We start from the raw sequence: 13,611 nt of genomic DNA, 5'->3' as shown, positions 1-13,611 counted from the left end.
GTGCGGAGGTGGGACGACGAAATCGAATTCTAACGAATTACCGATTTCTGTCCCACTCTCTTTATTTTAAAGATGATACAAATCTTCTACAATGGCGGCTACTTTTTTAATATCTCCCAACATCCCCCGCATTTCAAAATCGGCTAACATGGGGAAACCAAAGCGTTGGCTGTATTGCTTAGCGGTTAAACAATATTGATTGTTAAAATTCCGATTGCCTGATCCAACCACTCCTAAGCACTTGCTGGCATTGTCTCCATAAGCAATAAAATCCGCAACATCTGTCGTCAAAATTTCCACATCGCCATTGTCAACACCATTTCCACCCTCCAAATAGGTAGGCAAAAAAGTGATAAAAGGATTGGTCATTTCAAAGAAGGACTGGCCCTCTTTGACCATGTCTTTCACATGCACTTTCTCGATTTCAAGTCCGGGATGGGCTTCCAGCAAATAGTCACTTAAGCGGCGGACAAAACTCTCTGTATTCCCACTCAGACTAATATAAACAAAGGATACTTTCATCTTTTTTCTCCAATCAAGAAGCTCTCTTATCCTCTAAGAGAGCTCCATTCAAACTTATCTATTATGCCGTAGCTTGAGCTTTTCTCAAACGCAAGGTTTTATACAAAACAATTCCAAGGAAGAGAAGAGATAAAGCAGTCAAGAGCAACAAAGCAATGGACGAAGATGCTAGATATCGTTGACGAAGGGACGGGTTTGAAAAACTAGCCAATAGCGGACGCCCTGCAAAATAATTATAGCAAGAGAAGGCTTGACTTAATAAAATCTGCCCCATGTAAGTATAATGGGCTGTTAACAGATCCTGCTTCATAAAGAGGAAATAGAAAGTTGCCAGTAAGGCAATCAGAATCAGGGAAACAAATAAAAAGGTTAGTGGAGACTGATTGAGTTGGGCTGATTTCTCATAATATGTCACATAGTCCGCCTTGTCTTGAGCCGTTGTTAAACCAAGTTGTTTCGCAAAATCATCTGTCAGCTCAAAACTCTTTGAAGCTCCAAAGGTTGAGACAGCTGAAGTCAGGGTTCCAACCGTAGAGAAAAATAACAGGATGTAAAGATAGATAGGTTTCTTTTTCATACAAACTCCTTTTCATTTCTTACACCCTATTATATCGCGATACAGATAGAAAGGCAAGCGCCTCAAAACAGTGGAAGCACTTGCCTGATCACTGATACGTTCAAATGAAATTCATTTGGAAAATAATGTGTGCAAAAGATGAAAAAGACATCACAACTGTATCATTGGAATGATTAGAGATATAACGGAGTCCTATAAACTTTCATTCGAACACCACCAGTATACCTCATTCTCTTCTTCTTGTGTCATCCATTTCTATTCTGCTTCATTTCGACACGATTTGGTCTATAAAAGCCATTTCCTCTCCTTATCCAAAAACTATTCTGTTCTATTTCTCAACTATTTGGTCATCACTCCCATCAAAAAAGCCAGAAGGACTTGCCTTCTGACTTTCTTTATTTAGATGAATGGACGAAAGAACGAAGAATTAATCTTCTTTTTTCTTGCGTGCAAGACCCAATCCAAGCAATCCAGCCATCGCACCTGCAAGAACAGCTGCAGTTGAGCTTTCTGTACCTGTATTTGGAAGCGCAGGTGTTTGTGGTTGCGCAGGTTGTACAGGCTGTTCCGGAACTTCAGGAGTTGGTTCGGTTGGAACCTCTGGAGTTGGTGGAACGATTGGTGTAGGTGGAACAATTGGTGTTGGTGGGTTATATGGTGTTGGTGGAGTTGGAGGAACTGGCGTTGGTGGGGTTGGAATATCTGTTTCCGTTACCACTTTATTCTTATGCCATTTCACTTCAGCTTCCGGTTTCACCGGATTCGTATTTGGAACAACTTCAGGAGTCGGTGGGGTTGGCTCTGTTGGTGGAGTTGGTGATTTTGGTTCCTCCACATCGACCGTAATCACAGTGTAGTTAGGTGCTGTTGGCGGAGTTGGTGATTTAGGTTCTTCTGGTTTCGTTGGCTCTGCAGGTAGATTTTCCACTGTAATCGTTGGTGGAGTTGGAGCCTTTGGTTCTGTTGGTTTTGTTGGCTCTTTCGGTTCTTCTCCTGGCTCTTTAGGAAGACCTACATTTGAGTTGATGGCAAACCAATAAACCGTTGGTTGACCAGCCGCATTGGCACCATTAGCCGTAAAGACTAAGTGTCCATCTGACATCTTCAAGCCTGCTCCACCATAATAGAGGTATGGAGAAGATGGATTATCCCAACCTTCAAGAGTTGTTGAAGATTCACCGTTAAAGACAGATCCATGTTCAATATATTGGTTATCTTTAAAGGAAGTCACTTCTTTAGTAGCAGCATCATAAGAAACACTTGAGTTTGGAATTGGAATAAATTTATTATTTCCAACATTTACAGACTCTTGGTGTTCCACGTTTTCAAATTTCTTCTTAGGTGTGAACGTAATTTGACCTGTAGTTGCATCTACTTTGTATGATCCGATAACATCATCCTTACCTTCAAAGGTAAATTCTTCTGTACCAATAGAATGAACACTTCCTGAACCCGAAGCATTTACAGTTAACGCATCCGTTACTTCTTCCTTCTCAGGTGTCGTACCAGGAACCCATTTACCTGTGTCATCTTTAACATAACCATATTTCTGAGTCACAATTTTGAGAGGGTTGTCTGCTGAAATGGAAACAGTTGCAGTACCAAAGTCTGCTTTTCCTGTTTTAACCTTCACTTCATTGTTTTCAATGCTCATGGATGAACCATCTGCATATGGATCCCAAGTTCCACGAACAGTGTTGCCATCTTTATCTTTGGCTTCTACTGTAAGGGCACGAGGTTTGTCTCCACTATCGACATAGGAAGCACCTGTCCAGTGGTTGAGCGAGTTCAAAGCGACAATGGCATTGCGTTGAGTCAAATCAAATTTATTGCCATCACCATCATAGAATTCAACATCGACAGCAACCTTAACAGGTTTGTCTTGGTCTGTTGAAGCACCCACTGTCATGGTTACCGTTGGATCTGCGTTGACTGCTGCAATCCCTTTGCCATCATTTGATGGAAGACTTAAAATCTCATAACGGTAAATCACACGTTTGATTGGATGCATATCCGTATTTTCACGCATGCTGGACTGATTCAAGTTATCATAAGTAACGACAAATTTATCGCCTTCTTTCACTTGAATGTACTCAGTTTCATTATTGGCCCAAGGACTAGTTGCTACAATATCTGAAGCTTCCAATTTATTAGAATCATATTGATGGACATTGCTTGTATTTAAACGAGCTTGAGCATCACGAGTAAGATAAGTGCTGATGCCGTCAATGGTGTGAGTTGCACCACCTTCACGTTGGAAGGTCAAATCTTGAACAGTTGAAACATTTTTAAGGTCAGCATACGCATTGTCTGTCATATATTTGTCGTATGCTTGTTTCGCGTCCGTATATTGTTTTTTGGCAACTTCGTATTCAGCTAATTTCTTTTGATAAGCAATATAATCATTTTCGTACTGTACTTTTTCTACATTGTATTTTGCAAGATCAGCTTCGTATTGAGCCTTAGCAGCATCTTCTTCTGCCTTCTTCGCTACCAATTGATCATAAGCTGCTTTATCTTTATCGTATTGCGCTTTCTTAGTTTGGTATTCTTGTAAATCTTTATCGTATTGCGCTTTCGCTGTATTGTAAACAGCCATTTCTGCTTCATACTTAGCTTTTGCTTCTGCATTGGCCTTATCTGCTGCTGCTTTTTCTGCTACTTTAGCATCGTAGGCTGCCTTTTTAGCATTGTACTCTCCTAAAGCTTTATCATAAGCTGCTTGTTGGGTTTTGTAGTCTTCTACTTGTTTCTTGTAAGCCGCTTCTGCTTCTGCATTTCTCTTTTCAATCAATGTGATTTCTTGAGATTTTGCTTCATACTCCGCTTTTGCCTTTTTGTAGTTATCAACTACTGTGTTGATTTCAGCTGTTTGAGCTTTATTATCTGCTTCTGCTGCTGCGATAGATGGTTGGACTTTTTCAGCTTCTTCTGTAACGGTCACACCTTCTGTAGCCGCATCAGCTTTTGCTTTTTCAAGTTCTGGTGATTCTACATAAGTCGTCGTAACTGTTTTATTTCCTTCTGTCACAGTTGTAGATGTCAACTTAGAACTTGTTGAAACAGCTGCATCGCTTGTTGCTGTATCCGTAGTAGTCGCTTCAGTTGCAGGCGCTGTTGCTTCATCTGCTTTCACTTCTGCTCCGTAGGTATTAACAGTAGCCAATCCAGCGATGGCCAATGAAACAACACCGACTGATAACTTACGAATTGAAAATTTTTCCTGCTTCGAAACATGTTCACGATAGCTTTTCATTTTCAAAACTCTCCTTTTTGTTTATGTTTAAAAAAATCTCACTGTAGAGGCAAAAATATGCTACTGCCAGTTAACTCTATTGTATCACAATCAACCATTTTTAAATATTTGTCTATTTAATTTTTTATTTTACTTTAAAGATATAACAACTTGAAACGCCAAACCTTACGGACCTTCCTCATCTTTTAGTTGAAAATATATGTAAGAACCTGTGAAAAATCCTTTATTTTCAAGGATTTTCATCCCGGTTTCTCTTTTTATAAATTTCACCGGAAGGCTTTTTTAGGGGAAGTATTTTTTTATACCAATAGATTAGATTTGAAGGTTAAAATAAAAAATTATGTAATTTTTTCCCTGCCGGATCGGAAAAATTCAAAAAAACAACACTGTTTACAGAAGTGTCCATTCTTTAAATTCCTTCCTTTTTCTTCCCAAATAACAAGAAATGAAAAAGACCAAGGTCCTAAGAACCTTGGTCTAACAACTAATGATTAGTTTAAGTGCCAGATATCTTCATTGTACTGAGCGATCGTACGGTCAGATGAGAAGAATCCTGCTTTAGCAATGTTAACGATGACTTGATCCAACCATGCATCACGGTCTTCGTAGTCAGCCAACATACGTTCTTTGGTGACAATGTAGTCTTCCAAGTCAAGAAGAGTCATGAACCAGTCTTTGTTGATCAATTCCTTGTGAAGACGAGTCAAGCGTTCCTTGTTACCAACTGCAAGAACGGCATCGCTGATAATGAAGTCTACCAATGGTTTGATAGCTTCACGTTCATAGAAGTCCGCTGATTTGTATGCTGATTTCTCATATAGATCGATTACAGTTTCTGAATCTTCACCGAAGATGTAGATGTTGTCACGTCCAACCAATTCAGCGATTTCCACGTTGGCTCCATCCATCGTACCAAGTGTCAATGCACCATTCAACATGAATTTCATGTTACCAGTACCTGAAGCTTCTTTCGAAGCAAGAGAGATTTGCTCAGAAATATCGCTAGCTGGGATCAAGTAGCTTGCAGCAGTTACGTTGTAGTTTTCAACCATCACCACTTGCAAGTGTGGAGCTACTGCTGGATCGTTTGCAATCACTTCAGACAAGCAAAGGATCAAGTGGATGATATCTTGTGCAATGGTGTAGGCAGGAGCTGCTTTACCACCAAAGAGAACAGTGATTGGGCGAGCAGGGATATTTCCAGCTTTGATGTCCAAGTATTTGTGGATCACATACAAAGCGTTCATTTGTTGACGTTTGTATTCGTGGAGACGTTTGATTTGGGTATCAAAGATAGAGTTAGGATTGATTTCCACACCTTGATGGTCTTTCAAGAAACGAGCCAATTTACGTTTGTTGTGAGACTTGATGTTTTCCAATTTTGCTTTGACTGCATCTTTATCTTCATAAGAAAGAAGGTCTTCCAATTTAGATGCGTCATGGTGCCAGTCACGTCCGAGGATATCATCCAAGTAGTGTGACAAGGTTGGGTTGGCATGCATGAGCCAACGACGGAATGTGATACCGTTTGTTTTGTTGTTGAATTTTTCAGGGTAAATGTCGTAGAAGGCTTTCAACTCAGAATTCTTCAAGATTTCTGTGTGAAGTGCTGCTACCCCGTTTACGCTAAATCCATAGTGGATATCCATGTGCGCCATGTGTACGCGATCATTCTCATCGATGATTTGAACAGCTGGATCTTTGTATTCAGCGCGAACACGGCGGTCCAATTCTTCAATGATTGGAACCAAGTGAGGAACCACTTCTTGCAAGAATTCAAGTGGCCATTTTTCAAGGGCTTCTGCAAGGATTGTGTGGTTAGTGTAAGCCGTCATGCTACGAACGATAGAGATGGCTTCATCCATTCCAATACCACGTTCTGTCAAAAGACGGATCAATTCAGGGATGACCATTGATGGGTGAGTATCGTTGATTTGGACAACAGCATAGTCAGCAAGGTCATGCAAGTTGCTTCCTTTTTCGATGGCTTCGTCGATGATCAATTGTGCACCGTTTGATACCATGAAGTATTGTTGGAAGATACGGAGCAATTCCCCTTGACGGTTACTATCATCTGGGTACAAGAAGAGGGTCAAGTTGCGAGCGATATCTGTCTTGTCAAAGTTAATACCATCTTCAATAATAGATGAATCAACTGAATCCAAGTCGAACAAACGCAAACGGTTCTTGGTATCAATCTTGTAACCAGGGACATCGATATCATAAAGGGTAGAAGTCAATGTGAAGTGTGCAAATGGCACTTGGTAGCTACGGCTTGAACGAACGAGCCAGCTTTGGTCAGTCAACCATGCGTTTGGAATCGTTTCTTGTTGGTTGTTTTTAAGGACTTGTTGGAACAAACCAAAGTGGTAGTTCAAACCAACCCCATCCCCTGTCAAACCAAGGCTTGAGATAGAGTCGATAAAGCAGGCTGCCAAACGTCCCAAACCACCGTTACCAAGTGATGGTTCCAATTCCACTTCTTCGACTTCGATCAAGTCTTTACCAGCATCTGACAATTCTTTTTTAACATCGTCGTAAAGACCCAAGTTGATCAAGTTGTTAGACAAGAGTTTACCGATCAAGAACTCAGCTGAGATGTAGTAAACTTTTTTCTTACCAGTATTGATTTTCTTTTGAGCGCTTGCTTGCTTGGTGTAATTTAGCAAGGCAATGTACAATTCTTCATTTGAACATTCAGCAATTGTTTTTTGATGATGATCAATCACATATTTTTGTAATGATTCCATGTTGGGAGTCTCCTTTGTTTCAACAATTTTAATAGGGGGAAAGATTATTTTTTTGCTTTCTTAACTTCTTTTTTCAAGTCTTTGTTTTCACGACGATAGATCGTAGTGAAATCAAGCAATTCTTGCTCGACAGCTGGAGTCAATTGATCCGCTGTCATTCGCCATGACCAGTTACCACCGAGAGTAGATGGGAAGTTCATCCGAGCTGAGCCATCTAACTCAAGCAAGTCTTGCATCGTAGCAATCGCCATGAAGCTGACGGAAGCAAAGACGGTACGAAGCATCGCATGCGGTACAGATTCGTACTCTTTCCGGTTAGTATAACGAGCAAGGTACTCACGAGTTGGATCGTCGATTTCATTGCGGTACCATCCAAGAACTGTGTTGTTATCATGTGTTCCTGTATACATCACAGAATTGTTTGGTGCCAAGTGAGGGCTATCGATACTTTCATCGTCCGGATTGAAGGCAAATTGAAGAATCTTCATTCCTGGGAAGCCAGTGCTTTCACGAAGTTCGATGACTTCATCTGTCATAAAGCCAAGGTCCTCAGCGATGATGTTCAAATCACCGAGCTCTTCCTTCACAGCTGCAAAGAGTTTGTAGCCAGGACCTTTAACCCATTTACCTGGTGCTGCTGTATCTGATCCAGCAGGGATTTCCCAGTAAGACTCAAAACCACGGAAGTGGTCGATCCGCACGATGTCGTAGATCTTGAAGCTTTCACGCAAGCGTTCAATCCACCATTGGTAGCCATCTTTGTCCATTGCTTCCCAGTCATAGATTGGGTTCCCCCAAAGTTGACCAGTTGCTGAGAATTCATCTGGCGGGCATCCTGCGATGCAAGTCGCTTTCCCGTTTTTATCTGTTTTGAAGAGATGAGGGTTCGCCCACATGTCACTTGAATCTTCCGCTACATAGATTGGCATGTCTCCGACGATTTCAATGTGATGGTCATTGGCATAAGCTTTCAAGGCCAACCATTGTTGGAAGAAGAAGAATTGAGTCACACGATGGTAAGTCAATTGATCCGCCAATTCTTCACGGTATTGAGCCAAAGCTTTTGGTTCACGTGCACGAATAGCTGCATCTGGCCATTCTGTCCAGGCTTTTAAATCAAAGTGTTCTTTGATAGCCATGTATTCTGCAAATAGTTCCAACCAAGAAGCATTGGCTTCGCAAAAGGCTTGGAATTCTTTTTGATCACCTGATTTCAAGAAGTTCGCAACTGCTTTTTCAAGCAAGGGACGACGTTGTTCGAAAACCTTTGCATAATCCACTTGAGTAGGATCTTGACCAAAGTCCACTCCTTTAAGATCTGCTTCTGTCAACAAACCTCGTTCAATCAAAAGATCGAAATCAATAAAATGAGTGTTCCCAGCAAAAGCTGAGAAAGATTGGTATGGAGAATCTCCATAACTAGTTGTACCAAGCGGCAAGATTTGCCAGTAACGTTGCTTGGTCCGAACGAGGAAATCAACAAAATCATATGCTGATTGACCGAATGATCCGATCCCGTATTGTCCAGGAAGGGAAGAAATGTGCATCAAAACACCACTTTGACGTTTTTTCATGGGTTACCACCTTTTTTTATTTCTTTGAAGCCTGCGATTCGGTGCACGGTATGGGTATCGTTGCAGAGTCGTATCCAGCTCTCAAGCGGCTCTACTCTTTGTTAAAAATCGAACAGGCGCAACTCAGTTTACGCAATTTTTGCGAAAACGTTTGCGTACCATGTTATTATAAACTTTTTCCCTATTTTCTGCAAGGGATTTCTTAAAAACTTTTTTAACTTTTTTCAGAATGTCCTCACCCCCTTAGTGTATTCTTTCCTTTGGCTAATGTCAACAAATTTGATGCATTTTATAGAAGAAAGTTCGGAATTAAAATATTTTTAAAAAAATTGTTTAAAACTACTTGCAAACGTTTTCGCCTTGTGATATACTTAAGACGTTTTAGGAAAACGTTTGTCTAAAACGGTTTCTAATTATTATCTTTTTTTATTCTTTAGGAGGAATAAATCATGAAACGTACAATTTTACGTAGTGCTGCTGTACTTGGTACAGTTGGTTTTGCCGGCTTCTTACTTGCTGCTTGTAGCAATAGCTCATCAGGTTCTTCTGAGGCAAGTAAAGAAATCAACGTCTATGTAGACAAAGGCTACAAATCTTATGTTGAAGAAGCTGCAAAAGCTTTTGAAAAAGAAAATGGCGTAAAAGTTAACATCAAGACTGGTGATGCTCTTGGTGGATTGGATAACCTTTCTCTTGATAACCAATCTAAAAAAGCTCCAGACGTAATGATGGCTCCATACGACCGTGTAGGTGGTCTTGGTAGCGATGGTCAATTGGCTGAAGTGACATTAAACAAAGATAGCCATACAGATAAAACAACTGAAGCTCTTGTAACAAACGGTGGTAAAGTTTACGGTGCACCTGCTGTCATCGAAACATTGGTTCTCTACTATAACAAAGATCTTTTAAGCGAAGCTCCAAAAACATTTGGTGATCTTGACAATCTTGCAAAAGATAGCAAGTACGACTTCGCTAGCGAACCTGGTAAAACAACTGCCTTCTTAGCTGACTGGACAAACTTCTACTACACTTACGGTTTACTTTCAGGTAACGGCGGTTATGTGTTTGGTAAAGACGGTACAGATCCTAAAGATATTGGATTGAACAACCAAGGTTCTATCGATGGTATCGAATATGCAAAAACTTGGTATGCTAAATGGCCAAAAGGTTTGCAAGATACAAAAGGTGCTGCTAACTTCATCCAAACACAATTCCAAGAAGGTAAAACAGCTGCTATCATCGATGGTCCTTGGAAAGCTGCTTCATTGAAAGAAGCTAAAGTAAACTACGGTGTCGCAACGATTCCAACTCTTCCAAACGGAAAACAATACTCTGCCTTTGGTGGTGGTAAAGCTTGGGTTATCCCTGCAGGTGCGAAAAACCTTGATGGCGCTCAAAAATTCATTGACTTCTTGACAAGTACTGATCAACAAAAAGCTTTGTTTGACAAGACCAATGAAGTTCCTGCCAACACCGAAGCTCGTAAATATGCGGTTAGCAAAAACGATGAATTGACAACTGCCGTTGTTGATCAATTCAAGAATGCTCAACCAATGCCAAATATCTCAGAAATGAGTGCTGTTTGGGATCCAGCTGCTACTATGCTTTTCGATGCTGTAAGTGGTAAAAAATCTGCAAAAGCATCTGCTGACGATGCAGTGAAATTGATTAAAGAAACCATCGAACAAAAATTCGGTAGCAAATAAGACAGTTTTTAGGTGTGAGTAAGAGGTTGGAGACAAGGTCCCAACCTCTTATGTTCAATTTTCAAGCACAACTGACTGTCTGACTTGTCTTCTTGCTCTCTAGCAAGGACATTATAAGGAGATTTGAATGACTACAGAACAAAACCCTAAAAAGGCTATGTGGCTCTCTTTGATCCCGGGTCTTGGGCAAATTTATAACAAACAAAAAACCAAAGGCTATATTTTTCTTGCCGTAACTGTTCTCTTTCTCGCCTATTTCCTAGGAATCGGAGCTGGAGAATTAGCGAAATTGGTTACACTTGGAACCGTCCGTGGACAAGATAATTCTCTCTTTATCTTGATTCGTGGCGCCTTCCACTTGATCATTACCATTGTTTACTTCCTATTTTATGCCTTAAATATTAAGGATGCTGGAACCGTTGCAAAACGTATCAACAATGGCATTGCTGTTCCAAAAACTGGAAAAGAAATGGTTCAAGCCATCTATGAAAATGGCTTCCCATATTTATTGATCATTCCTTCATACATTGCTATGACATTTGCGATTATCTTCCCAGTTTTAGTAACTTTGATGATCGCCTTTACCAACTACGACTTCAAACATACCGCTCCAACAACCTTGCTTGATTGGATCGGGTTCCAAAACTTCACTAATATGTGGACCTTGAGCACCTTCCGCTCAGCCTTTACATCTGTTCTTGGCTGGACCTTGATTTGGGCACTCGCAGCTTCTACTCTTCAAATCGTACTCGGTATCTTGACCGCTATTGTTGCAAACCAACCATTCGTAAAAGGAAAACGAATCTTTGGGGTTATCTTCTTGCTCCCATGGGCTGTTCCAGCCTTCATCACTATCTTAACTTTCTCAAATATGTTTAACGATAGTGTCGGTGCCATCAATGCACAAGTTATCCCATTGTTTGCGAAGATCTTCCCATTCTTAGATGGCATTTTGATTCCTTGGAAAACAGATCCTACTTGGACAAAAATTGCTTTGATTATGATGCAAGGTTGGCTCGGCTTCCCTTACATTTACGTCTTGACTTTAGGGATTCTTCAATCTATTCCAAACGATCTTTACGAAGCTGCTTATATTGATGGTGCCAACGGTTGGCAAAAATTCCGCAGCATCACTTTCCCAATGATTATGGCTGTTGCAGCTCCAACTTTGATCAGTCAATATACTTTCAACTTTAATAACTTCTCCATCATTTACTTGTTTAACGATGGGGGACCTGGTTCTGTCGGAGGAAACGCCGGATCTACAGATATCTTGATCTCATGGATCTACAAGTTGACAACCAATTCTTCTCCTCAATATTCAATGGCCGCAGCGGTAACCTTGATTATCTCTGTGATTGTGATCTCAATCTCTATGATTGCCTTCAAGAAACTACATGCATTTGATATGGAGGATGTATAAAATGAAAAATTCAGTTCAATTTAAACGCCGCCTCAATCATTTCTTGACTTACCTGTACATGGTGGTTCTTTCAATCGTTATCATTTATCCATTGTTGATTACGGTTCTATCAGCCTTCAAATCAGGGAATGTCAGTGCCTTTACACTTGATTTTAGTGGCAATCTTAGTTTTGATAACTTCTCAAAACTTTTCTCTGAAACTCATTATGGCACTTGGTATATGAACACCTTGGTTATCGCCATTATCACCATGATTGTACAAACAAGTATCGTTACCTTCGCAGGTTACGCATACAGCCGTTACAATTTCTTGGCGCGTAAACAAAGTTTGGTCTTCTTCTTGATTATTCAAATGGTCCCAACCATGGCAGCCCTCACAGCCTTCTTCGTTATGGCTTTGATGCTGAATGCCTTGAACCAACCTTGGTTCTTGATCTTCCTTTATGTTGGTGGTGGTATTCCAATGAATGCCTGGTTGATGAAGGGATACTTCGATACTGTTCCAATTTCTCTCGATGAATCTGCGAAATTGGATGGAGCTGGACACTTCCGTCGCTTCTGGCAAATCGTCCTTCCTCTTGTTCGTCCAATGATTGCCGTTCAAGCACTTTGGGCTTTCATGGGGCCTTTCGGAGACTATATCTTGTCTAAATTCTTGCTTCGTGACGAAGTGAACTATACGGTAGCCGTTGGTCTTCAAACCTTTATCAGTGACCAAAAAAATCAAAAAATCGCCTTCTTTGCAGCCGGTGCTATTTTGATCGCGGTTCCAATCTGTATCTTATTCTTCTTCCTACAAAAGAACTTTGTTTCAGGCTTGACAGCTGGTGGAGATAAAGGATAAAATAGAATCTTATTTCAAGCACATTTTATTTTTAAGTTAAGGGTAGTATGGTGGATGCTTTACTACCCTTCGTTAAGAATAAAATCAATGCAAAGAGATTTCTCTTTGCATTTCTGATACTCTTATGTTTAGAAAGGTCATCTTATGCCCTATCCTTTTAATTATTTCGCAAGTATCTTCAATTTCCGCTCTTCTTTTGCAAACCGCAAAAAACTGAGCTGGTTCCAAATGATTTTTACTTCTTTCTTTCTAATCTCTATCACACTATTACCTGTGGCTCTGCAAAATGCTCAACTCAAAACCTATCCTTTGACAACCTTTGTCAGCGATGTGTTTGATCCTTTATCAACAGACGTTATGAAAGATATCCAAGAACACGTCGTGATCAAAGACCAAGAGCTCACCTATACAGGGACTAACCCTGTACACAAGACTTCAAAAGGACAGGTTATCTTAGGCCAAGAGGCAAAGGCTAGTGAAGGCAAGGAGTTAACACTCCATTTTGATCGCAAACAATTGATTATCTCAAAAGAGAATAAAGAACTCGCTACAGTCTCATACCAGGCTATTAATCAAGAGAGCCTTCGGGATAAAAAAAGCTTCACTCAAGCTATCTCTAGCGATTGGTTTCGCGACAATCGACTCCCTGTCAGTCTCTTTCTCGTGATTTTCTCTGGCTTCTTATCGACAGTCAATTATTTGATTCTCATCCTAGGGGCATCTTTCTTCCTCTACTTGACACGAAAATCTCGACTCTTTTCACTACAAACTTTCAAGGAATGTTTCAATTGTATTCTGAATTGCTTGGGACTCCCTATTTTACTGAGTGTCTTCATCAGTTTACTATTCCATCAAGTATTTACTACGACGATCATGATCCAAAATGTCTTATTTGTACTCTATCTTGCTATGGTATTTTATAAGACCCACTTCCGTGATCCAGACTATCACCGCTAGGA

Annotated in this window: 9 protein-coding genes; 4 read left to right on the top strand and 5 right to left on the bottom strand. The window is 40.4% G+C overall.

Going from position 1 to position 13,611, the window contains the following annotated elements:
- Positions 1-66: 66 nt before the first annotated feature.
- The 5 genes from nrdI to malQ form a co-directional block, all read right to left on the bottom strand.
- Positions 67-522, bottom strand: coding sequence for a class Ib ribonucleoside-diphosphate reductase assembly flavoprotein NrdI (gene nrdI, locus ADI76_RS09560; RefSeq protein WP_049516115.1), 456 nt, complete (start codon positions 520-522; stop codon positions 67-69).
- A 61-nt stretch (positions 523-583) separates the two neighbouring features.
- A complete protein-coding gene (locus ADI76_RS09555) occupies positions 584-1,099 on the bottom strand; it encodes an ABC transporter permease (protein WP_049516112.1) in 516 nt (171 codons plus the stop codon).
- A 427-nt stretch (positions 1,100-1,526) separates the two neighbouring features.
- Positions 1,527-4,355 carry a GbpC/Spa domain-containing protein gene (locus tag ADI76_RS09550; RefSeq protein WP_049516110.1) on the bottom strand — a complete coding sequence of 943 codons (2,829 nt, stop codon included), beginning with the start codon at positions 4,353-4,355 and terminating at the stop codon, positions 1,527-1,529.
- 491 nt (positions 4,356-4,846) lie between these two features.
- Positions 4,847-7,105 carry a glycogen/starch/alpha-glucan family phosphorylase gene (glgP, locus tag ADI76_RS09545; RefSeq protein WP_023919924.1) on the bottom strand — a complete coding sequence of 753 codons (2,259 nt, stop codon included), beginning with the start codon at positions 7,103-7,105 and terminating at the stop codon, positions 4,847-4,849.
- 44 nt (positions 7,106-7,149) lie between these two features.
- Positions 7,150-8,679 (bottom strand): 4-alpha-glucanotransferase, encoded by a 1,530-nt coding sequence (gene malQ, locus ADI76_RS09540; RefSeq protein ID WP_049516109.1) that lies wholly within the window; start codon positions 8,677-8,679, stop codon positions 7,150-7,152.
- Between the two features lie 449 nt (positions 8,680-9,128).
- Between malQ and ADI76_RS09535 the strand changes: the two genes are divergently transcribed.
- The 4 genes from ADI76_RS09535 to ADI76_RS09520 all read left to right on the top strand — a co-directional run bounded on the left by ADI76_RS09535 (position 9,129) and on the right by ADI76_RS09520 (position 13,609).
- Positions 9,129-10,385 carry an extracellular solute-binding protein gene (locus ADI76_RS09535; protein ID WP_049516106.1) on the top strand — a complete coding sequence of 419 codons (1,257 nt, stop codon included), beginning with the start codon at positions 9,129-9,131 and terminating at the stop codon, positions 10,383-10,385.
- Between the two features lie 127 nt (positions 10,386-10,512).
- On the top strand, positions 10,513-11,808 hold the full coding sequence (locus ADI76_RS09530; RefSeq protein ID WP_049516104.1) for a sugar ABC transporter permease: 1,296 nt from the start codon (positions 10,513-10,515) through the stop codon (positions 11,806-11,808).
- Between the two features lies 1 nt (position 11,809).
- Positions 11,810-12,652 (top strand): sugar ABC transporter permease, encoded by an 843-nt coding sequence (locus ADI76_RS09525; RefSeq protein ID WP_021154117.1) that lies wholly within the window; start codon positions 11,810-11,812, stop codon positions 12,650-12,652.
- 144 nt (positions 12,653-12,796) lie between these two features.
- The gene (locus tag ADI76_RS09520) at positions 12,797-13,609 is read left to right on the top strand and encodes a DUF1189 family protein (protein WP_045760038.1); all 813 of its coding nucleotides are present in this window, start codon (positions 12,797-12,799) and stop codon (positions 13,607-13,609) included.
- The last annotated feature ends 2 nt before the right edge of the window (positions 13,610-13,611 follow it).

Source organism: Streptococcus parasanguinis (assembly GCF_001074805.1).
GTDB lineage: Bacteria > Bacillota > Bacilli > Lactobacillales > Streptococcaceae > Streptococcus > Streptococcus parasanguinis_A.
The sequence above is the reverse complement of the archived record's forward strand: the minus strand, read 5'-3'. Positions and strand labels throughout refer to the sequence as shown.

Coding starts and splice junctions, on each gene's coding strand:
- malQ (WP_049516109.1), bottom strand. CDS start 8,679: ATGAAAAAACGTCAAAGTGGTGTTTTGATGCACATTTCTTCCCTTCCT.
- ADI76_RS09550 (WP_049516110.1), bottom strand. CDS start 4,355: ATGAAAAGCTATCGTGAACATGTTTCGAAGCAGGAAAAATTTTCAATT.
- ADI76_RS09525 (WP_021154117.1), top strand. CDS start 11,810: ATGAAAAATTCAGTTCAATTTAAACGCCGCCTCAATCATTTCTTGACT.
- ADI76_RS09520 (WP_045760038.1), top strand. CDS start 12,797: ATGCCCTATCCTTTTAATTATTTCGCAAGTATCTTCAATTTCCGCTCT.
- ADI76_RS09555 (WP_049516112.1), bottom strand. CDS start 1,099: ATGAAAAAGAAACCTATCTATCTTTACATCCTGTTATTTTTCTCTACG.
- ADI76_RS09530 (WP_049516104.1), top strand. CDS start 10,513: ATGACTACAGAACAAAACCCTAAAAAGGCTATGTGGCTCTCTTTGATC.
- nrdI (WP_049516115.1), bottom strand. CDS start 522: ATGAAAGTATCCTTTGTTTATATTAGTCTGAGTGGGAATACAGAGAGT.
- glgP (WP_023919924.1), bottom strand. CDS start 7,105: ATGGAATCATTACAAAAATATGTGATTGATCATCATCAAAAAACAATT.
- ADI76_RS09535 (WP_049516106.1), top strand. CDS start 9,129: ATGAAACGTACAATTTTACGTAGTGCTGCTGTACTTGGTACAGTTGGT.